The following is a 19,447-nucleotide window of genomic DNA, read 5'->3' as shown; positions in this document are numbered from 1 at the left end:
CTCGAGGTGGTCAGAGGTCGAGGACGAGCCACGCGACGTGCGTGAACGATCCGTCGTAGAGCAGCACCCACAGCGGGTGTGAGCCGAGGGGGCCGACGGTGCCGGTATCGAGCCAGAGCTTCCCGGCGGGCCAGTCCCGGTGCGGGTTCGCTGTGACGGCGACGAACGGCGGCTTCGGCCTCGGCGCCGGCTCGCCGCGGCGCGCAGCTGCGATCTCAGCGTCGACGCGCGCGACCTCACGGCGCAGTGTGGTGGTGCTCATGACCAGTCCGGGGTGAAGTCGGGGAGCGGCCCTGCGACGGAGGCGTACTCAGCGAGCGTCATGTCGCGGTACTGGCCGAGCGCGGTGGAGACGGCAAAGACGTGGCCGTCGTCGTCGGCGGGCTTGCCGAACCCAACCGCCCGGTCGATCCCGTCGATGCGGACGAAGAACTGCGGCTCACGGCCCACCGCGTCGGGGGACGGGACGAAGACCGGCACGCGGTAGCGGTAGTCCGGCATCTGGTGCCAGATGTAGATGGCCGTGCCAAGGGACCCGCCGTGGGGGCGGACGTCCCACTGCTGCCACTCGTCGTTGACGGGGTAGGCGCCGACTGCCATGTCGGTGTAGGCAGTGATCGTCCAGTCCGAGCCGGGCGCTGGGGTCATCGGCAAGAGGGGGTCGATGTCAGGGGCGTGCGGGGCAGGCAGGTCGACGACCTGGGCTCCGAGCGGGGGCGGCCAGGACCCGAATGACCCGGTCCAGCCTGAGACGGGCGCGAGAAGGATGCCCGTGGCGTAGCCGATGTTGCCGGAGATCTCGTCGCTGCCGCCGCCGGCGGCGACGACGTCGAGGTAGATGTCTGCCCAGCGGATGCCGACGGTGTGGCCGTCAGGGTCGAACTCCACCGAGCCGGTCCACGTGAAGTCGCTGGGGTTGATGGGGACCCAGTCACGGCCGCGCTTGAGCAGGCTGAACTCCGGCGGGAGCTGGCGGAGGGTGGGTCGCTCGCGCCAGTAGCCGTTGGAGTAGCCGATGTTGAGGTCGGCATAGCTCTCCGGCGGGCTCGATAGGACGGCACCGGAGCGGTCGTACCCGGTGGCGGTGGCTGCGGTGGCGAACAGGTCCCCGTCTGTGGGGCCGAGGCTCATGTAGGAGTACGGAGCCGTACCGGGCGGGGCGAGGCTGCTGCCTCGGGTCGCGGACCCGTCGTGGCGGACTGCGTCCATGGCGTGGTTCGGATCCGCGTCGTCGGGGATGGTGACGCCTGCGCCGGCGTTGCCGTTGCCGGCGTCGGCCTTGGCGGGCACGAGGCCCGGCTCGGTCCACGTTGACCAGGTCCAGCCATCGAGGACCTTGAGCCCGTCTGGGGGCTCGACCTGCAGCCACGCCGCGCGCAGGGTCGCCGAGCCCGAGATGACGGTGACCCGCAGCAGCGGCGCGCCGTCGTTCCAGAGCCGCTCGAAGCTGCGGTCTCCGGCCGGGAGCGGCACGACTGCTCGGCCCGCCACCAGTGACGAGACGGCGGTGGGCGCCCAGCCGAACGGGGGGCTGTAGGACCAGTCCGGGTCGAAGCCGGTCTCGACGGTGACGGAGGCGGCGCCGGCCGTGACGTCGATGATCCAGTTGCACTCGCCCAGGACGTCGCCCGGGATCGCGAGACGGGGGATGTCGGAGTAGAGGTAGAACTGGTCGCCGGCGTTGACGGTGACGGTGGTGTCGGCGCTCTCTCGGACGTCGAGGGCGTAGTACAGGTCGCCGTAGGGGTCGAGCGGGCCGGCCTCGACGACGACGTCGTAGAGGGCGAGCTGCTCGCCCGGCCACGCAACGGTCACGGCGCGCCGCCGCCAACCTCGCCGGGCCGCTTGATCCAGGCGACACCATCGACCCACGAGGAGGACGCTTGCTCGCGGATCAGGACGAGGCCTTCGACCTCGTTGTCCTTGACGCGGTTGCGGCGCTCGGCCGCCACGGCGTCGTCGAGGCGTGCGACCTCGCTGCGTGGGGTGCGACGATCACTCGGGCGCTCGGGCTGTCCCATGTCACACCTCCTGGGCGAGCTCGTAGGTGATCTGCCTGCGCGCGAAAGAGATGCGGACCTCGGTGACGCGGTGGTCGCTGTCGGCGTTGACGCCGCCCTGCTTGACGGTGGTGCGGCACACGTCGCCGACCCAGACGCGCTGCAGCAGCATGAGCGTCTTGGACGGCTTGCACGTTACGGAGGTGATGTCGTCGCTGGTGCTGCCGTAGCGGATCATCTGGCGGGCGATCTGCCCGGCCCGGGCGACGGTGCGGTTGGGCTCGGTGGCGCGGGTGCGCTCGAAGGCCAGGCCGTTGACCCTGGGGCCGCGGGCGTAGGCCTCGAGCACGGCGCCGCCGTCGATGTCGGAGGTGACGATGCCGACGGTGGCGCGCTTGTCGGCGTCGCCGCCGGTGGTGAAGTCCTCGACGACGCCGCCGAGCTCGAGGTGCACCTGGGATCGGCGGCCGCGGCGGGCGGCGGTGCGGGCGATGCGCCGGGTGGGGGTGGTGTCGATCCAGAACTCGGGGGAGTCGTCGGCGGAGAGCTGCTCGGCGAGGGCGTCGTTGACGGTGCGGTGGCGCTTGTGCTCGTACTCGTAGTCGTCGCGGATGCCGAAGGAGGGGCAGTTGGTCTCGATGTTGAGGTCGACCTTGCCGAAGGTGGGGTCCTGGGCGTGGGCGATGAGGCCGGCGTAGAGCGTCGGGCGGGTGACGTTGTACCAGGCGGTGAGCACGTTGGGCTTGACGGACACCTCGTCGAAGATGGTGTCGCCGGCTGTGCCGTAGAGGCGCAGCTCGTAGATGTCGGTGCTGTTGGCCGGTGCGTCGATGGAGAAGCTCTGGGGTGTCCAGCGCTGCTTCGGGAAGGTGGGCGGCAGGGTGACCCACTTCTCGTCGAGGATCTTGTGCGGGGCGCTGGCGTGGCGGCGGTTGATGTAGCCGAGCCAGCCGTCCTTGGAGGGGCCGACGTAGTCGATGAGGTTGGCCCACAGGGAGATCTCGAGAGCGGTCGGGACGCGGGTGTCGTTCTCGAAGGTGAACCACTGGTTGTGGGCCTGCCGGTGACCGATGCGGGTGCCGTCCCACGTGAGCAGGATGCGGCGGTTCTTGGCCTGGTTGGCGGGGGTGTCGTTGGGGGCGACCTGGACGGTCTCGCCGCGGCCGTAGTCGTTGACGTGCAGGTCCGGTCGGGCGGCGAGGATGGTGGCCTTCGCGGCGGCCGCGCGGCGCTCGGAGAGCTTCTGGCCGTTGCCGGAGTCGACGTCGGCGGTGAAGGCCTCGAGGGTGATCGTCTGGCCCTTGGGGATGTCGGCGACGAGGTTGCGGATGATCTGCTCGCCGCCGGCCAGGTAGCCGGAGGCGAGCGGGCTACCGGCGTAGGGCTGGTTGCCCTTGAAGATCGCGGCGGTCTTCTCCTCCTTGACGACGACCTTGAGGACCGCGGTGGTGCGCAGCGCCTTGCCGCCGGCGAGGGCCTGGGCGCCCTTGACGATCTGGCTGGTCGGGGGAGCCATGGAGGCTGAGCCGGGGAAGACGACGGGGTGCCAGTGCTTGAGGTTGTCCTCGAAGCCGCCGTTCTTGAGCAGCTCGGGGCGGGGCCGGCCGATGATGGCGTTCCCCAGGTGCCAGCGGGTGCCTTCGCACTTGAAGGTCCAGGTGGGGCCGCCGTCGGTGGGGTCCTCGACGATGACGAACCACGACTCGCGGATCATCTCGTCGCCGGACCAGATTTGCACCTCCGTGCCGATGTCGAGCAGGTGCGCGCGGGGGTGGTTCTTGCGGATGGTGAAGGAGAAGGTGAGGACGCCGCCCTGTGCGTAGGTGGCGTCGCCGAGCTGGGCGCCCTTGAGCTCGCCGAGCGGGGTGCCGGTGCGGTCGACGACGAGGAGCCGGAACTGGGGCAGGTGGGTGGTGGCGTCGATCTTGAAGAGGCGCAGCGGTGTCGCGCTGGTGCTGAACCGGGTGGTGCCGTGCGCGCTGACGTGCTCGACGTCTCGGGGCAGGCCGAGGTGGCTGCTGAACCGGGTGGTGCCGTGCGCCGCGACGACGTCGGGGGTGGTCGGGGTGCCGGCGTGGCTGGTGAAGCGGGTGGTGCCGTGGGCGGCGAGAAGGTCGGCCTCGGCGAGCGTGCGGCTGCTAGATCCGACCCCGATCGGTGATGTTCCAGTGGTCGCGAGAATGACCGCGGTCGTGCAGGACGAGCTGACGCTGACTGGGGACTCGCCGGTGGTCGTGGGTAGGACGAGTTCGGTGCCCGACGACGACTCCACCGTGACGGGCGACTCACCGGTGGTGGTCTGCGCCACGCCCTCGGTCGACGTGCTCGAGGAGGACTCGACGGTGACGGGCGCGGTGCCGGAGGTCGTCGCGACGGGGATCGTGCGCGCGGACGACCCAGCGCCGACTGGGCTCATCCCCGTGGTGACCGGCACGAGGCTCGAGGCGGATGACGACCCCACCGACACGGGACCGGAGCCGGTCGTGGTCGCGGCGTCGATAGCACCTGGGAAAGTGCTCGCTCCGGGGAAGGTGCTGGTACCGGGGTAGGCCACGGGCGTCCTTCCTTGCTAGAGAGCCTCGGTCGGACCGACCAGGGTCCATACCTTGAGGTTGCGCCAGGAGGCTGCGGCCGAGTAGCAGACGAGGCCGAGGTAGGGCCCGTTGTTGCCCCAATCGACCTTCGCTGTGGTCAGCAGCGTGTCGTTGATGGACACTGCGAGGGCGGAGCCGTGGATCTGTGCTCGCAGCTTGATCCACGTGCCGTAGGCGATCGAGGAGTCGAGGGCGTAGGTGCCTTGGGCTGTGAACGCGTCAGACTCGAAACCGACCGCGGTGACGTTCGTGCCGTCGCCCCGCAGGTCGACACGCTGGCCCTGCGTTACGTCACCCGGCCCGGTGCGCAGCGTCAGACCGGCATTGCCGGCGCCGCTGTCGAGTCGGACCTCGACCTCGACGACCGCACTGGCGAGCTGGATCCGCGAGGCGGTGTACCGCAGGCGCTTCGTCGAGGTGGAGGCGTCGGTCTGGTGGATGCCGTTGGCGTCGGCGGTCCATGTCCCAGTGCCGGCCGTCCAACCCGTGAGGCTGGTCAGAGGAAGCGCCGCGCGACTGCGCCACGGGTTGAGCGCCGCGTTGACCGCGTTGAGCCACGCAGCATCGATCGGGGTGCCGCCGCCTGATCCGTCGACGAACGTCGTCGTGAGATTGCTCATGGCGTCGCTCAGGCGCCCGAGAACGGGCCGACCGCGATGGAGTGCTTGATCTGGGCCTGCCCGGTCGGGGACTGCGACGCGCTCAGCGTGTTCCCGAGCCGGTAGGTGCCCGACGTCGACGCCGACCAGGCGCCCCAGTGCGAGTAGGTGCCGGAGGCGACGTCGAAGGTGACCTCCGAGGACCAGGCCACGCCGACGGTGGCCGGCTGCAGCGTCGGGCCGAGCGGGCCCACGGCACCCGCGGCGTTGAAGGTGACTGCCTTGCGCGCGTAGGCGGGGGACCCGCCGCTGGCCTCGCTGGCGCCCGTCGTGCCCGGCGAGGCCGTGTGCAGGGACAGGTGGGTGATGCGCGCGGCCTCCTGGTCGGCCAGGTAGTTGCGCTCGGCGTCGGTGATGAGGGTGGCCATGGGGTCTCCTTGTGGCTCAGGCGATCTCGAGGGTGTGCGTGAAGTCGCCGGGCGGGAACGTCTTGTTGCCGCCGTCGACGAGGGTGATCGGGCCGCCCGCGATGGGCTCCTTGAACCACCGGTTGCCGCCCGAGAGCGAGTCGTAGACCCAGATCTCGTCGGCGGTCCCGTCGGGGGTGTCGAGGCTGATGGGCGTCTCGTTCGCCAGGTCGATCTCCGTGTCGGAGACGACGTCCGGTTCGGCGAAGTAGAAGGCGGAGCGCACGATCCCGGCCACCTCGCTGCCGCTGTTCGCGAAGGTCGCGTAGTACGTCGGCATGTCCGGCGGGGATGCCTTGCCGGCGAGGTACTTCGCGAGGATGAGCAGGGCGAAGATGTCCACGTGGACCCCTCTCAGTACGTGTCGTAGCAGGACACCGTGACCGGCGCCGTGCCCTGGTTGGTGAGCCCGGTGTCGGCCGGGATGGTGAGCGTGCCGCCGGGGATCGAGAGCCACTCCGACGGTGAGCCCATCGGGAAGATGTCGAGGCCGGCCGACGTCGTGACGGACTGCTCGCGGCAGTCGAAGACCGTTCCGGTGGCGACGCTGGTGCGGGTCCGCATGACCTGGCCGGAGGCGTTCTGCCGCAGCTGGACGGTGCCGGCCCCGGTCGTGGTGACGACGAGCGTGGCAGCGCGGGTGCCGGCGTTGCGTAGGGTCTTCGTCTCGCCGGGGGCCAGGGTGATGGAGCGCTCGTCGGCGCCGCGCTTGAATGGGACGAGGGCGGAGAGCTCGACCTCGGCGAAGACCAGGAGGTTGCCGCGGGGCTCGGTGATGTCGGCGGCGGTCTGGATGACGCTGACCCACTTCGGGACGGCCTCACCGACGAGGAGCGTTGCCGCCCTGTCGAGCCCGTCGCCGGGCATCTCGTGGCACCGGTTGTAGGTCGCCCACGCGGTCGCCTCGTCGGGGCAGCGGACGCGCCAGCGGGCGAGCAGCGGCCAGGGCTTGCGACGGTTGGAGGACTGGTCGCCGCCGGGGGCCACGGTGGGCTCGGTGACGTCGACCTGCTGAGGTGGGCGCCCCCAGCCCTGGGGGACGCGCATCGACCAGAGGCACCCGTCCGCGTCGGGCTCTCCGGTGTTGAAGGTGACGCCCGCGAACTCGATCAGCGTTGCCACGCCGTCACCTCGCCATCGCTGCGCGCTGGATGTCCTCGACGGACGTCACCGGGTTCGGCAGGGCCCGCATGACCCGCTCCATGAGGCGTTCGAACCGCTCGTAGTCGATGTCGCGGCCGCCAGTGGCCGCGCCTGCCGCCGGAGCGGCGCTGCGGCTCGCGGCGGGCAGGGGCACGACGGCGCCGCGGCCGGCGATCATCGACCGGACCGACGCGGGGACCATGCCACGGTCGAAGGAGCCGTCGTTGATGGCCTTGAGCAGCGCGCGGTGCTTCTGCGCCGGGCCGTTCTGAATGACCTCTTCGCCCGGGGACAGCGCCGTCAGAGCACGGTCCTCGCGAGGGCCTCCGGGGCCGCGGACGGTGCCGCCATGCGAGTGGCCGTAGTAGACGTCCGAGCGGCGGGAGGCCTGCGATGCCGCCTGGGCGGCCGCCTGGCCGTACTTGCCGTAGACGGCGCTGATGGTGATGGTCTTGCTGGCCACGCCAGCGATGGCGTCGGTCAGGGTGCCCAGGGCGGCGAGGGCGTCGCCGGTGTTCGCCTTGAAGGTGGTCTCGCGCCAGGTGGGGACGCCGTTGATGACGCCGACCCACTCCTTCGTCTTGCCGGTGGCCGGCGCGGTGTCGGCGTCGAACTTCGTCGGGGTCGCGTGGTCGGGGACCTGGGCGATCTTGTCGAGGAGCTCCTGCACCTGGTCCTTGTTGAACCCGAGGGCGGTCGCCTGCTTGAGCACGTCGGCGCGCATCTGGATGAACTTCTGGCGCGCCTTCTCGTTCGAGGAGGCGAGGTCGCCGTTGGTGCCGGCCGCGATCGAGGCGGCCTTCACCATGCCGATGATGTTGTCGCGGTTGCGGACGGCCTCCTCGGAGGAGCCCTTGAGGCTGAACTGCGCCGCGAGCGTGGCCTTGGCCTGGGCCACCGCGGCGTTCGCCGAGTCCTTCTGCTCCTTCGTGGCCGCACCGGTGACCTTGCCGGCCTTGCCCTGGGCTTCGGTGAGCCGCAGGGTGGCCCGCTCGACGCGGTCCTGCGCCGACGCGAGCTGCTCGGCGGTGGCCTTGCCGCTCGACTGGAGCCGGGTGAGCTTGTCCTGGGCCTGCGTGAGCGACAGCTGCGCCGAGGCGACGCCGGAGCCACCGGTCGTGTGGCCGGTCTGGTTGGCGACGTCGCGGGCGCGCTTCTGAGCGTCGGCGAGGGCCTTCTCGGCGTCCTTGATCGGGCGCGCGAGGGCGTTGCCGGCGCGGTCGTAGGCGTTGACGGCCTCCTCGTTCGACAGCTGCTTGCCGTTGAGGAGGTCGAGCTGCTGCTTGAGCAGACCGGCAGCGTCGTTCTGCTCCTGCATCTTGACCGTGGCGATCTCGGTCTGGTCGGCCGTCTTCTGCTGGGCGTCGGCGACCTGCTGGAGTGTCGTGGCGGTGATGCCGTACTTGGAGGCGGCGCGCTCGTTGGCCTCGACGGAGCCCTGCGTCTGGGAATTGGCCTGACCTGTGGCGTCGGCGAGGTCCTTGTTGGCCTGCTGGGCGTTGCGCAGCTCGGTGTTGTTCTCGCCGAGGGCCGAGCGAAGGTCGTGGGCGGCGCCCCAGAGGTCGCGGTGGTTCTGGATGGCGTCCATGACGACGACGTTGACCCGGCGCATGGCGTCCTGGTTGCCCGTCGCCGCGAGGGTCACGTCGTCGAGGCTGATGCCGAGCTTCTTGGCGGCGTCGATGGCGCCCTGCTTCTGCAGGGTGTCGTAGGCGACCTTGCGGATCGACTCGTCGATGACGCCATTGGAGCGGCGCAGCGCGTCGGCGTAGTCGTCGGTGGCCTGCTGGGCGTTGCGCTGGCTCTCGGCGTTCGAGGAGATGACGTAGGACAGGGCCGCCAGGGCGATGCCGATGATGCCGGCCGAGGTCTGCAGGGCCCGGAGGCTCGTCGCGGCCCGGGTCGACATGCCCTCGACACCACCGAGGGCGGTCTCGAGGGCCTTGATCGGTGCGGAGAGGCCCCGCCAGGCCTTGAACCCGATGAAGACCGACCCGGCGACCTGGGCGATGTCCGCGAGGGTGTCGGTGGGGATGGCGTTGATGGCGTCGGCGAGCAGCCGCAGCATGGCCAGGGTTCCGGTGCCGAGCGGCGCGAACGCGGTGACGAGGTGCCCAGCGAGGGTGACGAGGGACTCGACGGCGTCCATCACCTGCGGGAAGACGGAGCGGATGTAGTCGCCGAAGGCGACGACCCCGCCGCCGGACATGGCCTCGTCGAAGCGGCGCGACAGCTGGTAGACGTACACGCCGGCGTCGCGCAGCATCGGCTCGAGCGCGATGAGCGCGGACAGGAGCCCGGAGGTGAGGTTGCCGGCGGCGTTGCCGGTCATCGTGGAGAACTCGCCGACGATGCCGTTGAGCTGCGGCATCCGGGACTGCAGGTCGGCGATGGCGGCCTGCAGCGGGCCGAGGATGTTGCTCGCGGCGGTGTGCGCGAGCCCCATGATGGCGGCCTTGCCGTCGTCAAGGGTGGCCTTGTAGGTGAGGCCGAGCGCGGTGCCCTTCTTCATCTCGGCGTTGATGCCGACGAGGGCCAGCACGCCCGCCGCGCCCATCGTCGCGAACCCGCCGGCGAGGGCAGTCGTGCCGGCCGCGACGGGCACGAGCGCGGGCCCGAGGATGCCGATGGCGGTGATGAGCGCGCCGGTGCGGCTGTGGGCGTTGCGGCTGGACCGCTCGACGCGCTTGTTCGACTCGTCGACCCGGTCGTTGGCCTCGGACAGCTTCCGGGAGGCGTCCGCGGCTTCGCCGGTGGCTGCCGCGACGGAGCGGCGCGCGATGATGACGCCGCGCTCGGCCGACAGGATCTGGGACGCGCTCGCGTTGCCCCGGTCGCGGACCTCGTTGAGGCGTGCCTGGGCGATCGCGAGCCGGAGGTTGGCGTCCCGGACCTTGTCAGTGGAGCCGCGGACCGCGTCGAGCGAGGCCATCGCCTTGGCGACGCCGTCGACCTCGACCCGGACGTGGGCGTCCTTGCCGTCGAGCTTGTCGATGGCGGCGTCGGCCGCGGCGGTCTCCCGCATCCAGTCGGAGTTGTCGAGGCGGAGGTATCCGACGATGGCGCCGACGCTGGTCTCGGTCACGTCATGTCCTCCCACTCGGTGTCGGGCTGGGTGCCGGGGTCGCCGGCTGGGGTGGGCGTGAACGTGCGGGCGATGCGGCTGTGCGGCTCGGACAGCAGGCCGTAGAGCCGGCGCCGGAACTCCCACCAGGTCAGGTGGTCGGCGTGCTCGAGCTCGGTGCCGTAGAACTGCTGGAAGTCCGCGACGATCAGGTCCTCTTCGTCGAGGAGGTCTACGAGGCGGAGGCCGGGACCGGTGAGGGCTCCGTCGGGGAGCTCGTACCACTCGTAGACGCCGTCGCGGCACTCTCCTCGGCCGTAGCGGGCGAGGTCGTCGTCAGGTTGGCCGCCCCCCAGGCGGCCACTGCTTCCGGGTGGATGCCGGACTCCCAGATCGCTTCGGCGGCAAGCATGGCCGCGGCGTGGATGTCGGCGAGGGGGCCCTGCCCCTGGTCGACGATGCGGAAGTGGGCGAGGGCGGCCATGCCTGCGCGCCAGGCGGCGTCGATGGGGACGCTCTCGGTGCGCATGCGGTCCCAGAGCTCGTCGGAGAGCACGAGGCGGAAGAGGTCCTCATCGGTCTCGTCGGCGGCGTCGAGCTCGGCCTGGCTCTTGGACATGAGCTGGGAGAGGCGCCAGCCGCGGTCGATGTCGACCGGGGGCACCTCGTAGTCGGTGCCGTTCGGCATGGGGAAGATGAGAGGTTCGGGTGTGAAGCGCTTGAGCGCCATGGTGCTGCTCCTTGGCTGGGTGGCTGGGAGTGGCTGGGATGGTGGAGCGCGGGCGGTTCCCAGCCAGGGCCGCCCGCGCTCGTCCTGGGCTCGAGGACTACGCGCCGCGCGTGTAGGCCAGAGCGTTCGAGGTGCCGGCGGCCGTGGTGACCGTGACCGGGGCGGAGCCGGCCGATCCGGCGGGGACGGTGGCGACGATGTGCGTGTCGGACACGACGGTGAAGACCGTCGCCGAGACGGCGCCGAACTTCACGCCGGTCGCGCCGGTGAAGTACTGGCCGCCGATCGTGACCTGGGCGCCGGCCGCGGCACCGCTGGGGGTGGCCGACAGGACCGAGGGGAGGGTCGAGTTGCCGGGGTTGGCGATGTCGACGAGGATCCCGTCGCCCTTGAAGTTGACGGAGATCTCCTCGATGTCGGCGACGCCGGTCTTGGACCGGTTCCACTCGACGAGGGCGCGGCCCTGCTTGCCGTCGTTGCGGCCGTTGCGGTCGTACCAGCGGACCCAGACGCGGGCCGCGTCGCCGAACTTGAAGCGGGCGGCGCGGATGATCTCCTGGACCGGGTCGAAGACGCCGGCGTTGCTCTTGCGGTTGAACTTCACCGCGAGCAGCCAGCCGTGCATCGTGACCTCGGTGGCGGCGAAGCCGTCCGTCTCGTACTCCGAGGCGTCCTGCTCGGTCATGTTGTCCTGGTCGTTGACGTCGGTCGTGCCGACCAAGCGCGCCCAGGTCGTGTTGTCGGCCGAGATGTCGACCGCGAGCCGGCGGGCGAGTTCGTTGCTCATGTCGGTTGCCTCCTACAGGCGTGCCGGATGACCCGCTCGCGGTCTTGCGGCGGGGGACTGTGGGGTGGGTGCTACTCCGTGTCGCCGTTGTCGTCGGCGGCCGGCACCGGCTGCGACTCGAGGACGGCGGGCGTGGTGTCGTCGGCGCCCGGCTCGTCGTCGCGGTCGGCGAGGGTGGCGAAGTGGGCGCGGATGGCCTTGACGCGGTCGGCGTTCGAGCGGCAGCCCGTCAGGTCGATGCCGTACTCGGTGGCGTATCCCTCGAGCTCGGGCTTCTTCATCTGGTCGAGCTCGTCGACGACGTGCTCGACGACGTGGAAGTCGGCCGGCAGGGCGCGCATGGCGTCGATGACGGCGTCGTCGTCGGTCTCGAGGACGAACTGGTCGCCCTCGGGCTGGAACCGGACGGCCGGCTCGGTGAAGTGCAGCGGGTGGATGCTGGTGAAGCGGGCCATGGTCGTCTCCTACTCGGGCCGCAGCGCGGTGGTGGGCGGGTTGATGTCGGCGTACAAGTTCGCTGAGTGCTCCCAGCGCTGGTCGGTGTCGGCGCCCATCGGCACGGAGGTGCGCCGCAGCAGCTGCACGAGGTGGCAGGTGCCGTACTGGCGTCCGGTGAGGCCGTGCAACGCCCGGAAGATGGCGACGTTGAGGTCGTTGGCGTCGAGGTAGGACTCGGCCCGTGAGCGGACCTGCACGCCGACCAGGGAGAGGGCCTCGCGGGGCTGGTCGGTCAGCGGGTAGGTCGTGAGCGTCACGCAGCGGTCGGGCTGGTCGAGCATGGTGCCGAAGGTGATGGCGGTCTCGCCGTCCTCGTAGGGCGTGTCGGGCCGATAGACGGCGACTCCGGCGTCCTGCAGCTCCTGGGCGAGGCCGGCGAGCAGGTCGCTTTCGTAGCCGCGCTCGCCGCTCACAGGGCCCGCCTGATGTCGGTGGCGATGATCTCGAGGGCGGTGTCGGCCTCGCTGAGCAGCGCGGACTCGAGGAACTTTGCCTGGCCGGTCTCGTGGCGCAGGTCGAGGCGCTCGTGCTGGTAGCGGGCGTAGGGGCCGTCGTAGGTGATGGAGGCGGTGGCGTCGCCGTCCTGGTGGTCGAGGTGTACCGCGGCCGAGCCGGCGAGGCGCCCGGTCTCGACGGGCGTGCGAGCGACCGAGACGGCGCGGATGTGCTCGCCGGCGCGCGCGACGGCCGCAGGGGCGACGGCGGCGACCTCGGCGGACAGGCTGGAAAGGTCGAGGTGGCGTTCGATGCGCAGGCTCATGTGAGGGTCACCTCGAGGTGGTCGACGTCGGGGTCGCCGATGACGTGCCGCTTGGCCAACAGGACGCGGGCGGTGCGGCCGGGCAGCGCCACCTTGGAGTCGGGGGTGAAGACGGCGGCGTCGGCGACGTCGGCGTAGAGGGTGGTCTCGGAGACGACCTGCTCGCCGGTGGCGTCGCGGACGAGCTTGCGTGAGTCCTCGAGGAAGACGTCGCGGTCGACCGAGGCGCCGAAGATGTCGCCGTTGGCGCCGGAGCCGGTCTTGGTGCGGACCGTGACGGTGGTCAGCTGGAAGTCCTCGGCCGCGGCGAACATCAGCCCAGGACGCTCGGGGTGAGGCCGGCGGCACGCAGGATGCGGATCGCCTCGGGGCACAGGACGTCGACGAGCCGGGCCCGCGCGGAGGCGGCGTCGGCGGCGCCGGCGTACTCGACCTCGGCGGTGCCGACCTTCTTGCGGACCGCGGCACCTGCACCGACGGCTGCGCCAGCGGCCGGGTCGACCTTGGCCGCGGCCATGGCGGCCGCGTGGGCGCAGGTGGCGTCGCGGAACGCGTCGAGCGTCGCTGTGGCGGTGGGGAGCCCGGCGCTGTCGGTGGCGTACCAGGCGGTGATTGTGGCCTCGGCGACGAGCCCGGACGCGGTGCGCAGCAGCTGCACGGCGTTGGCTGGCGCGCTCGCGCCGGTCCAGGCGGCGAGGTCGTCGGGGGTGGCGTAGGTGGGCACGGCTACCTCCGAGAGGTGTTCGGGTGGGGCGCAGGTCGGCTCATGGCAGGGAGCGAAAGGACCCGGGGTGAAACTCCCCGAGCCGCCTTCGAGACCAGGTGCTCACGCTCACGGTTGCGTTCCCGGGGATCTCGTTGACGCCCCACCCGATGGCGGGTCAGGCGCTGCGGTGCTCGGCGAGCCGCGCGCGCTTCTCGTCGGCCGTGCCGGTCTTGGACAGGCCGGCCTCCTCGAGCGCCTGGTCGAGCGCGGCGCCCTTGAGCTCGAGGGCCTCGTCGGGCGTCTCGCCGGTCGGGTCGGCGCTGTCCGGGTTGGCCTTGGCGCCGATGTCGGCGAGGACCTCCGGGACGGGCTCGTTGCCGACGAGGGCGCGCTCGGCGTACTCGGTCTCGCGCTTCTCCTGGGCGGCCGGGTCCGACAGGACGACGCCGACCTTGCCGGTCACGTTGCCCTCGTCGTCCTTGACGTCGTGCTCCTCGTAGGTGCCGACGGGGCCGGGGACGACCGGCTGGCCGACGGAGCCGTGGATCTGCGGGGAGACGACGTTGGGGCCGTGGGGGTTGCCCTCGGGGCCCTCGGTGCCGGCGTTGGTCGGGGCGAGGAAGTCGCCGTCCTTCGGGTCGACCGCGGCGTCACGCAGCGGTGTGCCGACGGACTCGTGGGTGACATCGCGCGGGTCGGGCGGCGCGGGGGTGTCCTCGGGGTCGGCGGGCTTCTTGGAGCCGATGCCGTAGCCGGCGCCGAGCATGTACTGGCGCACGCCCGCGGGGAGCTCGCCGTCGAACTTCGCGACGCCGTCCTCGAACTGGAGGACGACCTCGCCGTAGCGCGACTCGCCCGTGTAGGTCTTGTCGGGGCTGCTGATCTTCATGGTGCCCTCCCTGGGCGGTTGTGGTTCCGGTTGGAGCGGGGCCGGTTGTCTCTCCAGCCCCGCTCCGCTCAGGGGGTCCGGGTCACTGGACCTTGACGTTGCGCAGGACGGCGACGGACTTCGTCCGCTTCACCGCGACCGCGACCGGGCCCATCTCCGCCTCGCCGGTCTTCACGGCACCGGCGGTGGTGAAGTCGGGGAGCCAGTTCTGGACGAGCGGGCCGTCGGCCATCGAGACACCGTGGACGCCGTCGAGGCCGAAGCGGACCGCGAAGATGTCGGCCAGGCCGGTGATGTTGCCGCCGGCGCCGGCCCCGTCCGCGTCGCGGGTGTTGAGCGCGAGGATGTCGGTCGCCGAGCCGTCCTTGGTGCCGGGGTCGACGAGCGGGATCCCGTTGTAGGACTCGATGACCTGGCCGACGTCGTTGCGGTCGACGGAGTACTGCCCGGCGAATGAGGCGACGGTCTTGAAGAGCGCCTTCGCCTTGCGCGGCAGGTAGATCGCGTCCGGGCGGCCGTCGAGCAGGCCGAGCCAGGCGTCGATGTGCGCGATCGTCGCGAAGGCCAGGGCCTGCGTGTTGATCGCGGTCCAGTCGAGGTAGCCGGCGGCGACCCCGTTGCTCAGCGGCAGGTACTCCGTGGAGGTGCCGGTGACGAGCTTGGAGATGCCGTCGAAGCCGTTGGCGTCGACCGCGGTGTCGCCGTTGAAGAAGGTGTCGCTGAACTTGGCGCTGGACGCCTTGAGCAGCTCACGCATCTGGAAGGCGGTCTCCGCGGCCTGAGCGACGCGGTTGAGGACGCGGTCCACCTGGAAGGACCCGCCGAGCGGCTTGAGGTCCACGGTGTAGCGCGCCTTCGTCGCCTCGGTGGGCGTGTACTCGCTGTTGATCGCACGGAAGGCGGCGCCCCGCTGCGTGATCTGGCGGGTGTAGCCGTAGGTGAGGGTGGCGCCGTTGCCGGCACCGGAGACGACGTCGTCGAAGGTGATGCGGTTGAGGACGTCGTTGCTCTTCTGGAACTCGTCGATGATCTGGACGTCGATGTCGTCCGTCGCGTTGAGCTTCGCCTGGGCGAGGGTCACGGGCATGGTGTGCTCCTGAGGTCAGCGCGCCATCTTCTGCGTGATGGCGTCTTCGAGGGTCTTGGGCTTCGCGGCACGCTCACCGGATCCACCGGTTCGGTCCGCACCGCTCGCGCCAGCCGCCCGGGCCGCCTTGAGCTTGGGGTTGTCCGCCACGGCGGACTTGATCGCCGCGTCGACCTTGGACTGGAAGTCGTCGGCGGACGGGTCGAGGTCCGCGACCTTCGCCAGGAAGGCTCGCGAGTCCAGCAGGGCGTCCGGGTCGCCGGAGTGCTTGCTGGCGGTCTTGTAGACGGCGAGCTCGACCTTGGTCTGGCGGCCGTCGCGCTGGCTGTCGGTGAGCTGGGCGGCGAGCTTGACCGGGTCGGGCTTCTCGCCGTCCTTCTCGGGGTTGATCGCCGCCATGATGGCGTCGAGGGTCTTCTTGGCGACGCGCTCGTCGCCGTCGGCCTTGCGCAGGTCGGTGATGATCTTCTGCGCGCCGGCGGGCAGGGAGTCGACCTTGCCGTCCCAGGCGTCGGGGTTCCACGTCGCCGTGTCGGCGGTCTTCGTGTCGCCGGTGGCCTTGGTGGCGTCGGTCTTGGTGTCCGTCGCGGTCGAGTCGCCGCCGTCGGTGGTCGTGGCGTCGCCGCCGTCCGTGCCGTCACCGGTGGCGTCCATGCGGGCGTCGCCGAAGCGGGCCTTGTGGAAGGCGAGGAGCTCGTCGACGGTCATGCCGTTGGCGGTGAGCGGGGCGGTGAGGGCTGCGGTTCGCGCGATGGTGCTCATGGCTGGGATCTCTTCTCTCCGGCGCCCGGCCGGTTGTCGGTGACTGTCATAGACCACAGGTACGGTCTGGGGCGGACCGTCACGCGCCAGGCGGGACGGCAGTTCGAGGGGAGGCACTGTGGCCGAAGGTGACGCCACGAAGAAGCAGAAGCGGATGGTCGTGGGCTTCAACTGGCTGACGGAGCAGGGGCTCCAGCATGAGAGGTCTGTTGCGGTCGGCGACGAGGACATCGAGGCGCCGGAGGTGCTGCGCGACGCCGCAGTTGGCTTCCCCATCCAGGTCACCATCGCCTCGACGCGACGCCTGCTCTACAGCGAATGGTGGGGTGCTAAGCCAGGCGAGGCGATCGGCGCCGAGGTGAAGGAGGGGGTGCTCTCGATCCTGATCGCGGGCAAGATCCGGCATGCCTACGCACCGGGCGTCTGGCGAGAGGTTCAGTTCGATCAGGACTAGCCGTTGCCGAGGTCGAGCTGCTCGCGTCGAGGACGCCTGAGTAGCCCGGTCGCAGCCACGTGAGCCCGGACCCGGGCCTGCGCCTTCCGAACGTCGGCGCGGGCCCGGGCACGGTCCGACGGGGTGAGCGCCGCCTGCTCGCGCTGCTTCGCGGCCCGCACCGCCCGCTCGAACGTCCGCAGCCGCTGCGCGTCCCGGTAGGCGCGTTCGTCGGCCGAGGTCCAGTCTGGCGCCGGAGGCATCCGCGTCACGCCCGGCAGGTACGGCACCAGGGTGTGCGTGCAGTTCGGGTGGAACAGGCCGGCCGCGCGTGCCTGGTCGACGGTGCCGGCCACCTCGAACGTCACCATGACATCGCTCAAGGCCGACTGCGTCGTCGTCTCCCCGGACGGGTACCGGCTCGACAGCACTCGGCCCTCCCACGGCCGACACAGCGGGCACGGGTGCGCGTGCGGGGCGACGGTGAAGAACGAGATCCCGGCGGCGGCCATGCGCGCCTCGTGGGCCTCGTTGTAGGCGCGCTGCACCGCAGTCCGGGTGGCCATCTCGACGTAGGAGGCGAGGTTCCATCGGCGGCCACGCGAGTCCTGGAAGCCGGTGATGCCCTGCGACGTCAGCTCGTCCCAGGCGCCACGCTGGGCCGCGGCCGGTGCGATGCCGTGCATGATCTCGGACTCGGCCGCTCGCGCAACGGCTGCCCGATAGGCGTCGTCGCCGAAGCGGGTGACGCGGGTCGCGGCGTCCTCGAGGTTGCGCTGCAGGTCGAGGCGCATCGTTATGACCGAGGAGAGTGCGTGCGCGGTGACGGGCTCGGGCTGGGGCGCGGTCAGGGTTCGCAGCAGGCTCGGGTGGGCGCCGGTGAGCCGGGTGAGGGTCCGCAGGGCGGCCGCGGCGCCGGAGCGGCGAGCCTCGTCGGTGACGCGGCGTGCGAGCGGTGTTGCGCGGGAGCGGAGCTCGGCGGCGACACGGTGGGCCGCGATCTGCATGCGGCGCAGCATGTCGAGGCGGGCCGCGGACCCGACCGGTGCGGCGAGGCCCCGGCGGGCGTAGTCGGCGACTTCGGCGATGAGGTCCTGCTCGGCGGACACGTACTGGGCGACGACCTGGGCGGCGAGCAGGTCGACGACGCGGGCGAGGTCGGCTGAGTCGTCAGCTGGCCGGGACGGCTGGGTCGCCACCGGTGTCGCCGTTCAGGTTGCCGGCCTGCTGGGTCGGGTCGTTGGGGTTGGCCGGGGGCGCGAAGCCGCCGAGCGGGTCGGACAGGCCGAGGGCCTTGGCCTCCTCGATGATGAGCTTCACCTCGTCGTCGACCTGCTGGTCGTCCCACTCGGGGTGGATCATCGCGACGAGCGTCTTCTTGGAGGCGGCCTCGGCGCCGGAGAGGGCCTGCGCGGTCTGCGCGAGCACGAGCGGGGAGTCCTGCACGCCGTCGGGGAACTGCACGTCCGGGCGGGCCGGGACGACTGCGGTGCCGAAGATGGCCTTGTCGACGGCGAGGAGCTTCTCGATGATGTCGGCGATGCGGGGCCGGGCCACGCGCAGCTTCCGGTCGCGGGTCAGCAGGGACCGCTGCTCGCGGGCGGAGACCTCGGTGGCGGTGACGGCGGCGCCGTACCCGTCGGCCTCGCCGAACGTGGCGGCGGAGTAGCCGGCGGTGCGCAGCGCGGTGAGGACGAGCTCGCTGACGGTCCTCTGGTGGGCCTCGTAGCGGATCTCGAACTGCTGGGCCATGAGGAAGCCGTTGGCGCTGCCTGTGCCGGTGGGGTTGAGGGAGCCGACGGCGGTGCCGAGCGGGGAGAAGATCTCGCGATCGAGGTCGAGGCTGGCGCCCTGGCCAGGGCCGTTGGAGTCGAGGAGCTCGCGGGAGGCGAAGACGCGGGCCTTGCCGAGGCGGATGTCGCGCATCCACGACGTCCAGGCCTCGTCGACGGCGTCCATGAGGCCTTCGATGCCGTCGAGGTCGGAGCGGCCGAGGTGCCGGCCGATGGGGTCGTTGCGCCAGCGCCGCTGCGGGGTGACGTTCGGGATGTAGACGACGTCGAGGCCGGGGGATTCGGTGGAGATCGACGACTCCTGGTCGATGTGCTCGGCCAGGCCCGCGGTCGAGGAGTGCTCGGTGAGCGGGACCTTGGTGCCGAGCTTGTCCTCGGTGCCTTCGTACAGGCCGTGCAGGATGACGCCGACGCCGTTGCTGTCGAGCTCGTGCCGCTCGACGTGCCGGGTGACCTTCTGGCCCTTTCGGGCAACGACCCACCAGAACGTGACGCCGATGAGGTGGCCGTAGCGGAACTCGGGCCAGGCGGCGTCGGCGTCGACGAGGGTGAGGAACGGGGCGTCGGGGCGGATGGTCCGGTCCCAGGCGACCTTGAGGTAGTGCCCGCTGAGGGCGGAGCCGAGCTCGGCACCCTCAGCGAGTGTGTGCAGGGCGCCGTCGTCGATGAGCTCGTCGAGGCGCTTCTGGGTGGCCTCGTCGTCGACGGTGATCGCGGGTGCCTCGGACCAGAGCAGGTCGGCGGAGGCGCGGGCGATGTCGGAGGCGAGGGGGATGTGCAGCTGGGTGCCGGGCTTCTGCAGGTCGCCGACGGGGCGCCCCCAGAAGAACCGGGCGGCGGCGCCGGCGATGCCGCCGCGGTACTGGGCTGGCCGGTCGATGCGGGCGGCGGTGGGTGTGCCGCGGTAGACGGTGGTGAGGGTGTCGGGGTCGCCGACGTACCAGGCGTCCCAGATCCGCATCCAGCGCGTGATGGGCTCGAGCTCGGCGGGGGGCCAGGCGATCCCGTTGTCCGGCAGCGGCATCAGTCGTCCTCCTCGCTGGCTCGGTGACGGGCCTCGCAGTCACGCGCGAGGGGCTTGATGGGGTGGTGGCGGCCGCACGTCTGGCACTGCCACGGGTTCCCCGGGTCGATG

The 19,447-nt window shown here is 71.2% G+C and carries 23 protein-coding genes; 2 read left to right on the top strand and 21 right to left on the bottom strand.

Translation table 11 applies throughout. From position 1 onward, the window contains the following. Positions 1 to 10: 10 nt before the first annotated feature. The 4 genes from BIV28_RS08235 to BIV28_RS08220 are packed head-to-tail and all read right to left on the bottom strand — an operon-like array spanning position 11 to position 4,272. On the bottom strand, positions 11 to 262 hold the full coding sequence (locus tag BIV28_RS08235) for a hypothetical protein (protein ID WP_076260890.1): 252 nt from the start codon (positions 260 to 262) through the stop codon (positions 11 to 13). Next, on the bottom strand, positions 259 to 1,815 hold the full coding sequence (locus BIV28_RS08230; RefSeq protein WP_076260889.1) for a hypothetical protein: 1,557 nt from the start codon (positions 1,813 to 1,815) through the stop codon (positions 259 to 261). Before BIV28_RS08230 ends, BIV28_RS08235 begins: the two co-directional genes overlap by 4 nt. Next, positions 1,812 to 2,021, bottom strand: coding sequence for a hypothetical protein (locus BIV28_RS08225; protein ID WP_076260887.1), 210 nt, complete (start codon positions 2,019 to 2,021; stop codon positions 1,812 to 1,814). Before BIV28_RS08225 ends, BIV28_RS08230 begins: the two co-directional genes overlap by 4 nt. 1 nt (position 2,022) lies before the next feature. Continuing rightward, the gene (locus tag BIV28_RS08220) at positions 2,023 to 4,272 is read right to left on the bottom strand and encodes an OmpA family protein (RefSeq protein WP_207555854.1); all 2,250 of its coding nucleotides are present in this window, start codon (positions 4,270 to 4,272) and stop codon (positions 2,023 to 2,025) included. On the opposite strand from BIV28_RS08220, the gene BIV28_RS19955 reads away from it, so the two are divergent. Continuing rightward, on the top strand, positions 4,253 to 4,549 hold the full coding sequence (locus BIV28_RS19955) for a hypothetical protein (protein WP_207555853.1): 297 nt from the start codon (positions 4,253 to 4,255) through the stop codon (positions 4,547 to 4,549). The two genes, BIV28_RS08220 and BIV28_RS19955, sit on opposite strands and share 20 nt — an antisense overlap. 20 nt (positions 4,550 to 4,569) lie before the next feature. On the opposite strand, the gene BIV28_RS08215 is transcribed toward BIV28_RS19955, so the two are convergent. From BIV28_RS08215 to BIV28_RS08145, 15 genes are all read right to left on the bottom strand, one after another. Then, on the bottom strand, positions 4,570 to 5,214 hold the full coding sequence (locus tag BIV28_RS08215) for a 3-keto-alpha-glucoside-1,2-lyase-like domain-containing protein (RefSeq protein WP_076260884.1): 645 nt from the start codon (positions 5,212 to 5,214) through the stop codon (positions 4,570 to 4,572). An 8-nt stretch (positions 5,215 to 5,222) separates the two neighbouring features. After that, positions 5,223 to 5,621 carry a phage tail fiber protein gene (locus BIV28_RS08210; RefSeq protein WP_076260883.1) on the bottom strand — a complete coding sequence of 133 codons (399 nt, stop codon included), beginning with the start codon at positions 5,619 to 5,621 and terminating at the stop codon, positions 5,223 to 5,225. A 16-nt stretch (positions 5,622 to 5,637) separates the two neighbouring features. After that, complete coding sequence (locus BIV28_RS08205; protein WP_076260881.1) at positions 5,638 to 6,003, bottom strand: hypothetical protein; 366 nt, start codon at positions 6,001 to 6,003, stop codon at positions 5,638 to 5,640. Between the two features lie 11 nt (positions 6,004 to 6,014). Then, positions 6,015 to 6,782 (bottom strand): hypothetical protein, encoded by a 768-nt coding sequence (locus BIV28_RS08200; RefSeq protein ID WP_076260879.1) that lies wholly within the window; start codon positions 6,780 to 6,782, stop codon positions 6,015 to 6,017. 4 nt (positions 6,783 to 6,786) lie between these two features. Next, positions 6,787 to 9,888 (bottom strand): hypothetical protein, encoded by a 3,102-nt coding sequence (locus tag BIV28_RS08195; RefSeq protein WP_076260878.1) that lies wholly within the window; start codon positions 9,886 to 9,888, stop codon positions 6,787 to 6,789. A 211-nt stretch (positions 9,889 to 10,099) separates the two neighbouring features. Beyond that, positions 10,100 to 10,597 carry a DUF7426 family protein gene (locus tag BIV28_RS08190; RefSeq protein WP_076260876.1) on the bottom strand — a complete coding sequence of 166 codons (498 nt, stop codon included), beginning with the start codon at positions 10,595 to 10,597 and terminating at the stop codon, positions 10,100 to 10,102. 97 nt (positions 10,598 to 10,694) lie between these two features. After that, positions 10,695 to 11,384: a phage tail tube protein gene (locus BIV28_RS08185; RefSeq protein WP_076260875.1), complete on the bottom strand. Its 690-nt coding sequence runs from the start codon at positions 11,382 to 11,384 to the stop codon at positions 10,695 to 10,697. Between the two features lie 71 nt (positions 11,385 to 11,455). Beyond that, a complete protein-coding gene (locus tag BIV28_RS08180; RefSeq protein WP_076260873.1) occupies positions 11,456 to 11,839 on the bottom strand; it encodes a hypothetical protein in 384 nt (127 codons plus the stop codon). Between the two features lie 9 nt (positions 11,840 to 11,848). Then, the gene (locus tag BIV28_RS08175; RefSeq protein WP_076260872.1) at positions 11,849 to 12,295 is read right to left on the bottom strand and encodes a minor capsid protein; all 447 of its coding nucleotides are present in this window, start codon (positions 12,293 to 12,295) and stop codon (positions 11,849 to 11,851) included. Next, positions 12,292 to 12,642 (bottom strand): HK97 gp10 family phage protein, encoded by a 351-nt coding sequence (locus BIV28_RS08170; RefSeq protein WP_076260870.1) that lies wholly within the window; start codon positions 12,640 to 12,642, stop codon positions 12,292 to 12,294. The genes BIV28_RS08175 and BIV28_RS08170 overlap by 4 nt, the downstream gene beginning before the upstream one ends. Beyond that, positions 12,639 to 12,956 carry a hypothetical protein gene (locus BIV28_RS08165; protein WP_076260869.1) on the bottom strand — a complete coding sequence of 106 codons (318 nt, stop codon included), beginning with the start codon at positions 12,954 to 12,956 and terminating at the stop codon, positions 12,639 to 12,641. Before BIV28_RS08165 ends, BIV28_RS08170 begins: the two co-directional genes overlap by 4 nt. Beyond that, positions 12,956 to 13,366 carry a hypothetical protein gene (locus tag BIV28_RS08160; protein WP_076260867.1) on the bottom strand — a complete coding sequence of 137 codons (411 nt, stop codon included), beginning with the start codon at positions 13,364 to 13,366 and terminating at the stop codon, positions 12,956 to 12,958. The genes BIV28_RS08165 and BIV28_RS08160 overlap by 1 nt, the downstream gene beginning before the upstream one ends. A gap of 157 nt (positions 13,367 to 13,523) precedes the next feature. Further along, the gene (locus BIV28_RS08155; RefSeq protein ID WP_076260866.1) at positions 13,524 to 14,237 is read right to left on the bottom strand and encodes a hypothetical protein; all 714 of its coding nucleotides are present in this window, start codon (positions 14,235 to 14,237) and stop codon (positions 13,524 to 13,526) included. 82 nt (positions 14,238 to 14,319) lie between these two features. Next, a complete protein-coding gene (locus tag BIV28_RS08150) occupies positions 14,320 to 15,324 on the bottom strand; it encodes a major capsid protein (RefSeq protein WP_076260864.1) in 1,005 nt (334 codons plus the stop codon). A 15-nt stretch (positions 15,325 to 15,339) separates the two neighbouring features. Continuing rightward, positions 15,340 to 16,086 carry a hypothetical protein gene (locus BIV28_RS08145; RefSeq protein WP_076260862.1) on the bottom strand — a complete coding sequence of 249 codons (747 nt, stop codon included), beginning with the start codon at positions 16,084 to 16,086 and terminating at the stop codon, positions 15,340 to 15,342. Positions 16,087 to 16,204: 118 nt separating this feature from the next. On the opposite strand from BIV28_RS08145, the gene BIV28_RS08140 reads away from it, so the two are divergent. Beyond that, complete coding sequence (locus BIV28_RS08140) at positions 16,205 to 16,540, top strand: hypothetical protein (RefSeq protein ID WP_076260861.1); 336 nt, start codon at positions 16,205 to 16,207, stop codon at positions 16,538 to 16,540. On the opposite strand, the gene BIV28_RS08135 is transcribed toward BIV28_RS08140, so the two are convergent. Together BIV28_RS08135 and BIV28_RS08130 are read right to left on the bottom strand one after the other, a co-directional pair. Continuing rightward, on the bottom strand, positions 16,537 to 17,718 hold the full coding sequence (locus BIV28_RS08135; RefSeq protein WP_076260859.1) for a phage minor capsid protein: 1,182 nt from the start codon (positions 17,716 to 17,718) through the stop codon (positions 16,537 to 16,539). The genes BIV28_RS08140 and BIV28_RS08135 overlap by 4 nt on opposite strands. Beyond that, positions 17,690 to 19,336: a hypothetical protein gene (locus BIV28_RS08130; protein ID WP_076260857.1), complete on the bottom strand. Its 1,647-nt coding sequence runs from the start codon at positions 19,334 to 19,336 to the stop codon at positions 17,690 to 17,692. The genes BIV28_RS08135 and BIV28_RS08130 overlap by 29 nt, the downstream gene beginning before the upstream one ends. Positions 19,337 to 19,447 lie beyond the last annotated feature (111 nt).

Source organism: Intrasporangium flavum (genome assembly GCF_001956915.1).
GTDB classification, from domain to species: domain Bacteria; phylum Actinomycetota; class Actinomycetes; order Actinomycetales; family Dermatophilaceae; genus Monashia; species Monashia flava.
The sequence above is the reverse complement of the archived record's forward strand: the minus strand, read 5'-3'. Positions and strand labels throughout refer to the sequence as shown.

Bases quoted from the DNA above. Each gene is read 5' to 3' on its own strand.
- BIV28_RS08235 (WP_076260890.1), bottom strand. From the start codon at position 262: ATGAGCACCACCACACTGCGCCGTGAGGTCGCGCGCGTCGACGCTGAG.
- BIV28_RS08225 (WP_076260887.1), bottom strand. From the start codon at position 2,021: ATGGGACAGCCCGAGCGCCCGAGTGATCGTCGCACCCCACGCAGCGAG.
- BIV28_RS08215 (WP_076260884.1), bottom strand. From the start codon at position 5,214: ATGAGCAATCTCACGACGACGTTCGTCGACGGATCAGGCGGCGGCACC.
- BIV28_RS08210 (WP_076260883.1), bottom strand. From the start codon at position 5,621: ATGGCCACCCTCATCACCGACGCCGAGCGCAACTACCTGGCCGACCAG.
- BIV28_RS08190 (WP_076260876.1), bottom strand. From the start codon at position 10,597: ATGGCGCTCAAGCGCTTCACACCCGAACCTCTCATCTTCCCCATGCCG.
- BIV28_RS08185 (WP_076260875.1), bottom strand. From the start codon at position 11,384: ATGAGCAACGAACTCGCCCGCCGGCTCGCGGTCGACATCTCGGCCGAC.
- BIV28_RS08180 (WP_076260873.1), bottom strand. From the start codon at position 11,839: ATGGCCCGCTTCACCAGCATCCACCCGCTGCACTTCACCGAGCCGGCC.
- BIV28_RS08170 (WP_076260870.1), bottom strand. From the start codon at position 12,642: ATGAGCCTGCGCATCGAACGCCACCTCGACCTTTCCAGCCTGTCCGCC.
- BIV28_RS08165 (WP_076260869.1), bottom strand. From the start codon at position 12,956: ATGTTCGCCGCGGCCGAGGACTTCCAGCTGACCACCGTCACGGTCCGC.
- BIV28_RS08155 (WP_076260866.1), bottom strand. From the start codon at position 14,237: ATGAAGATCAGCAGCCCCGACAAGACCTACACGGGCGAGTCGCGCTAC.
- BIV28_RS08150 (WP_076260864.1), bottom strand. From the start codon at position 15,324: ATGCCCGTGACCCTCGCCCAGGCGAAGCTCAACGCGACGGACGACATC.
- BIV28_RS08145 (WP_076260862.1), bottom strand. From the start codon at position 16,086: ATGAGCACCATCGCGCGAACCGCAGCCCTCACCGCCCCGCTCACCGCC.
- BIV28_RS08130 (WP_076260857.1), bottom strand. From the start codon at position 19,336: ATGCCGCTGCCGGACAACGGGATCGCCTGGCCCCCCGCCGAGCTCGAG.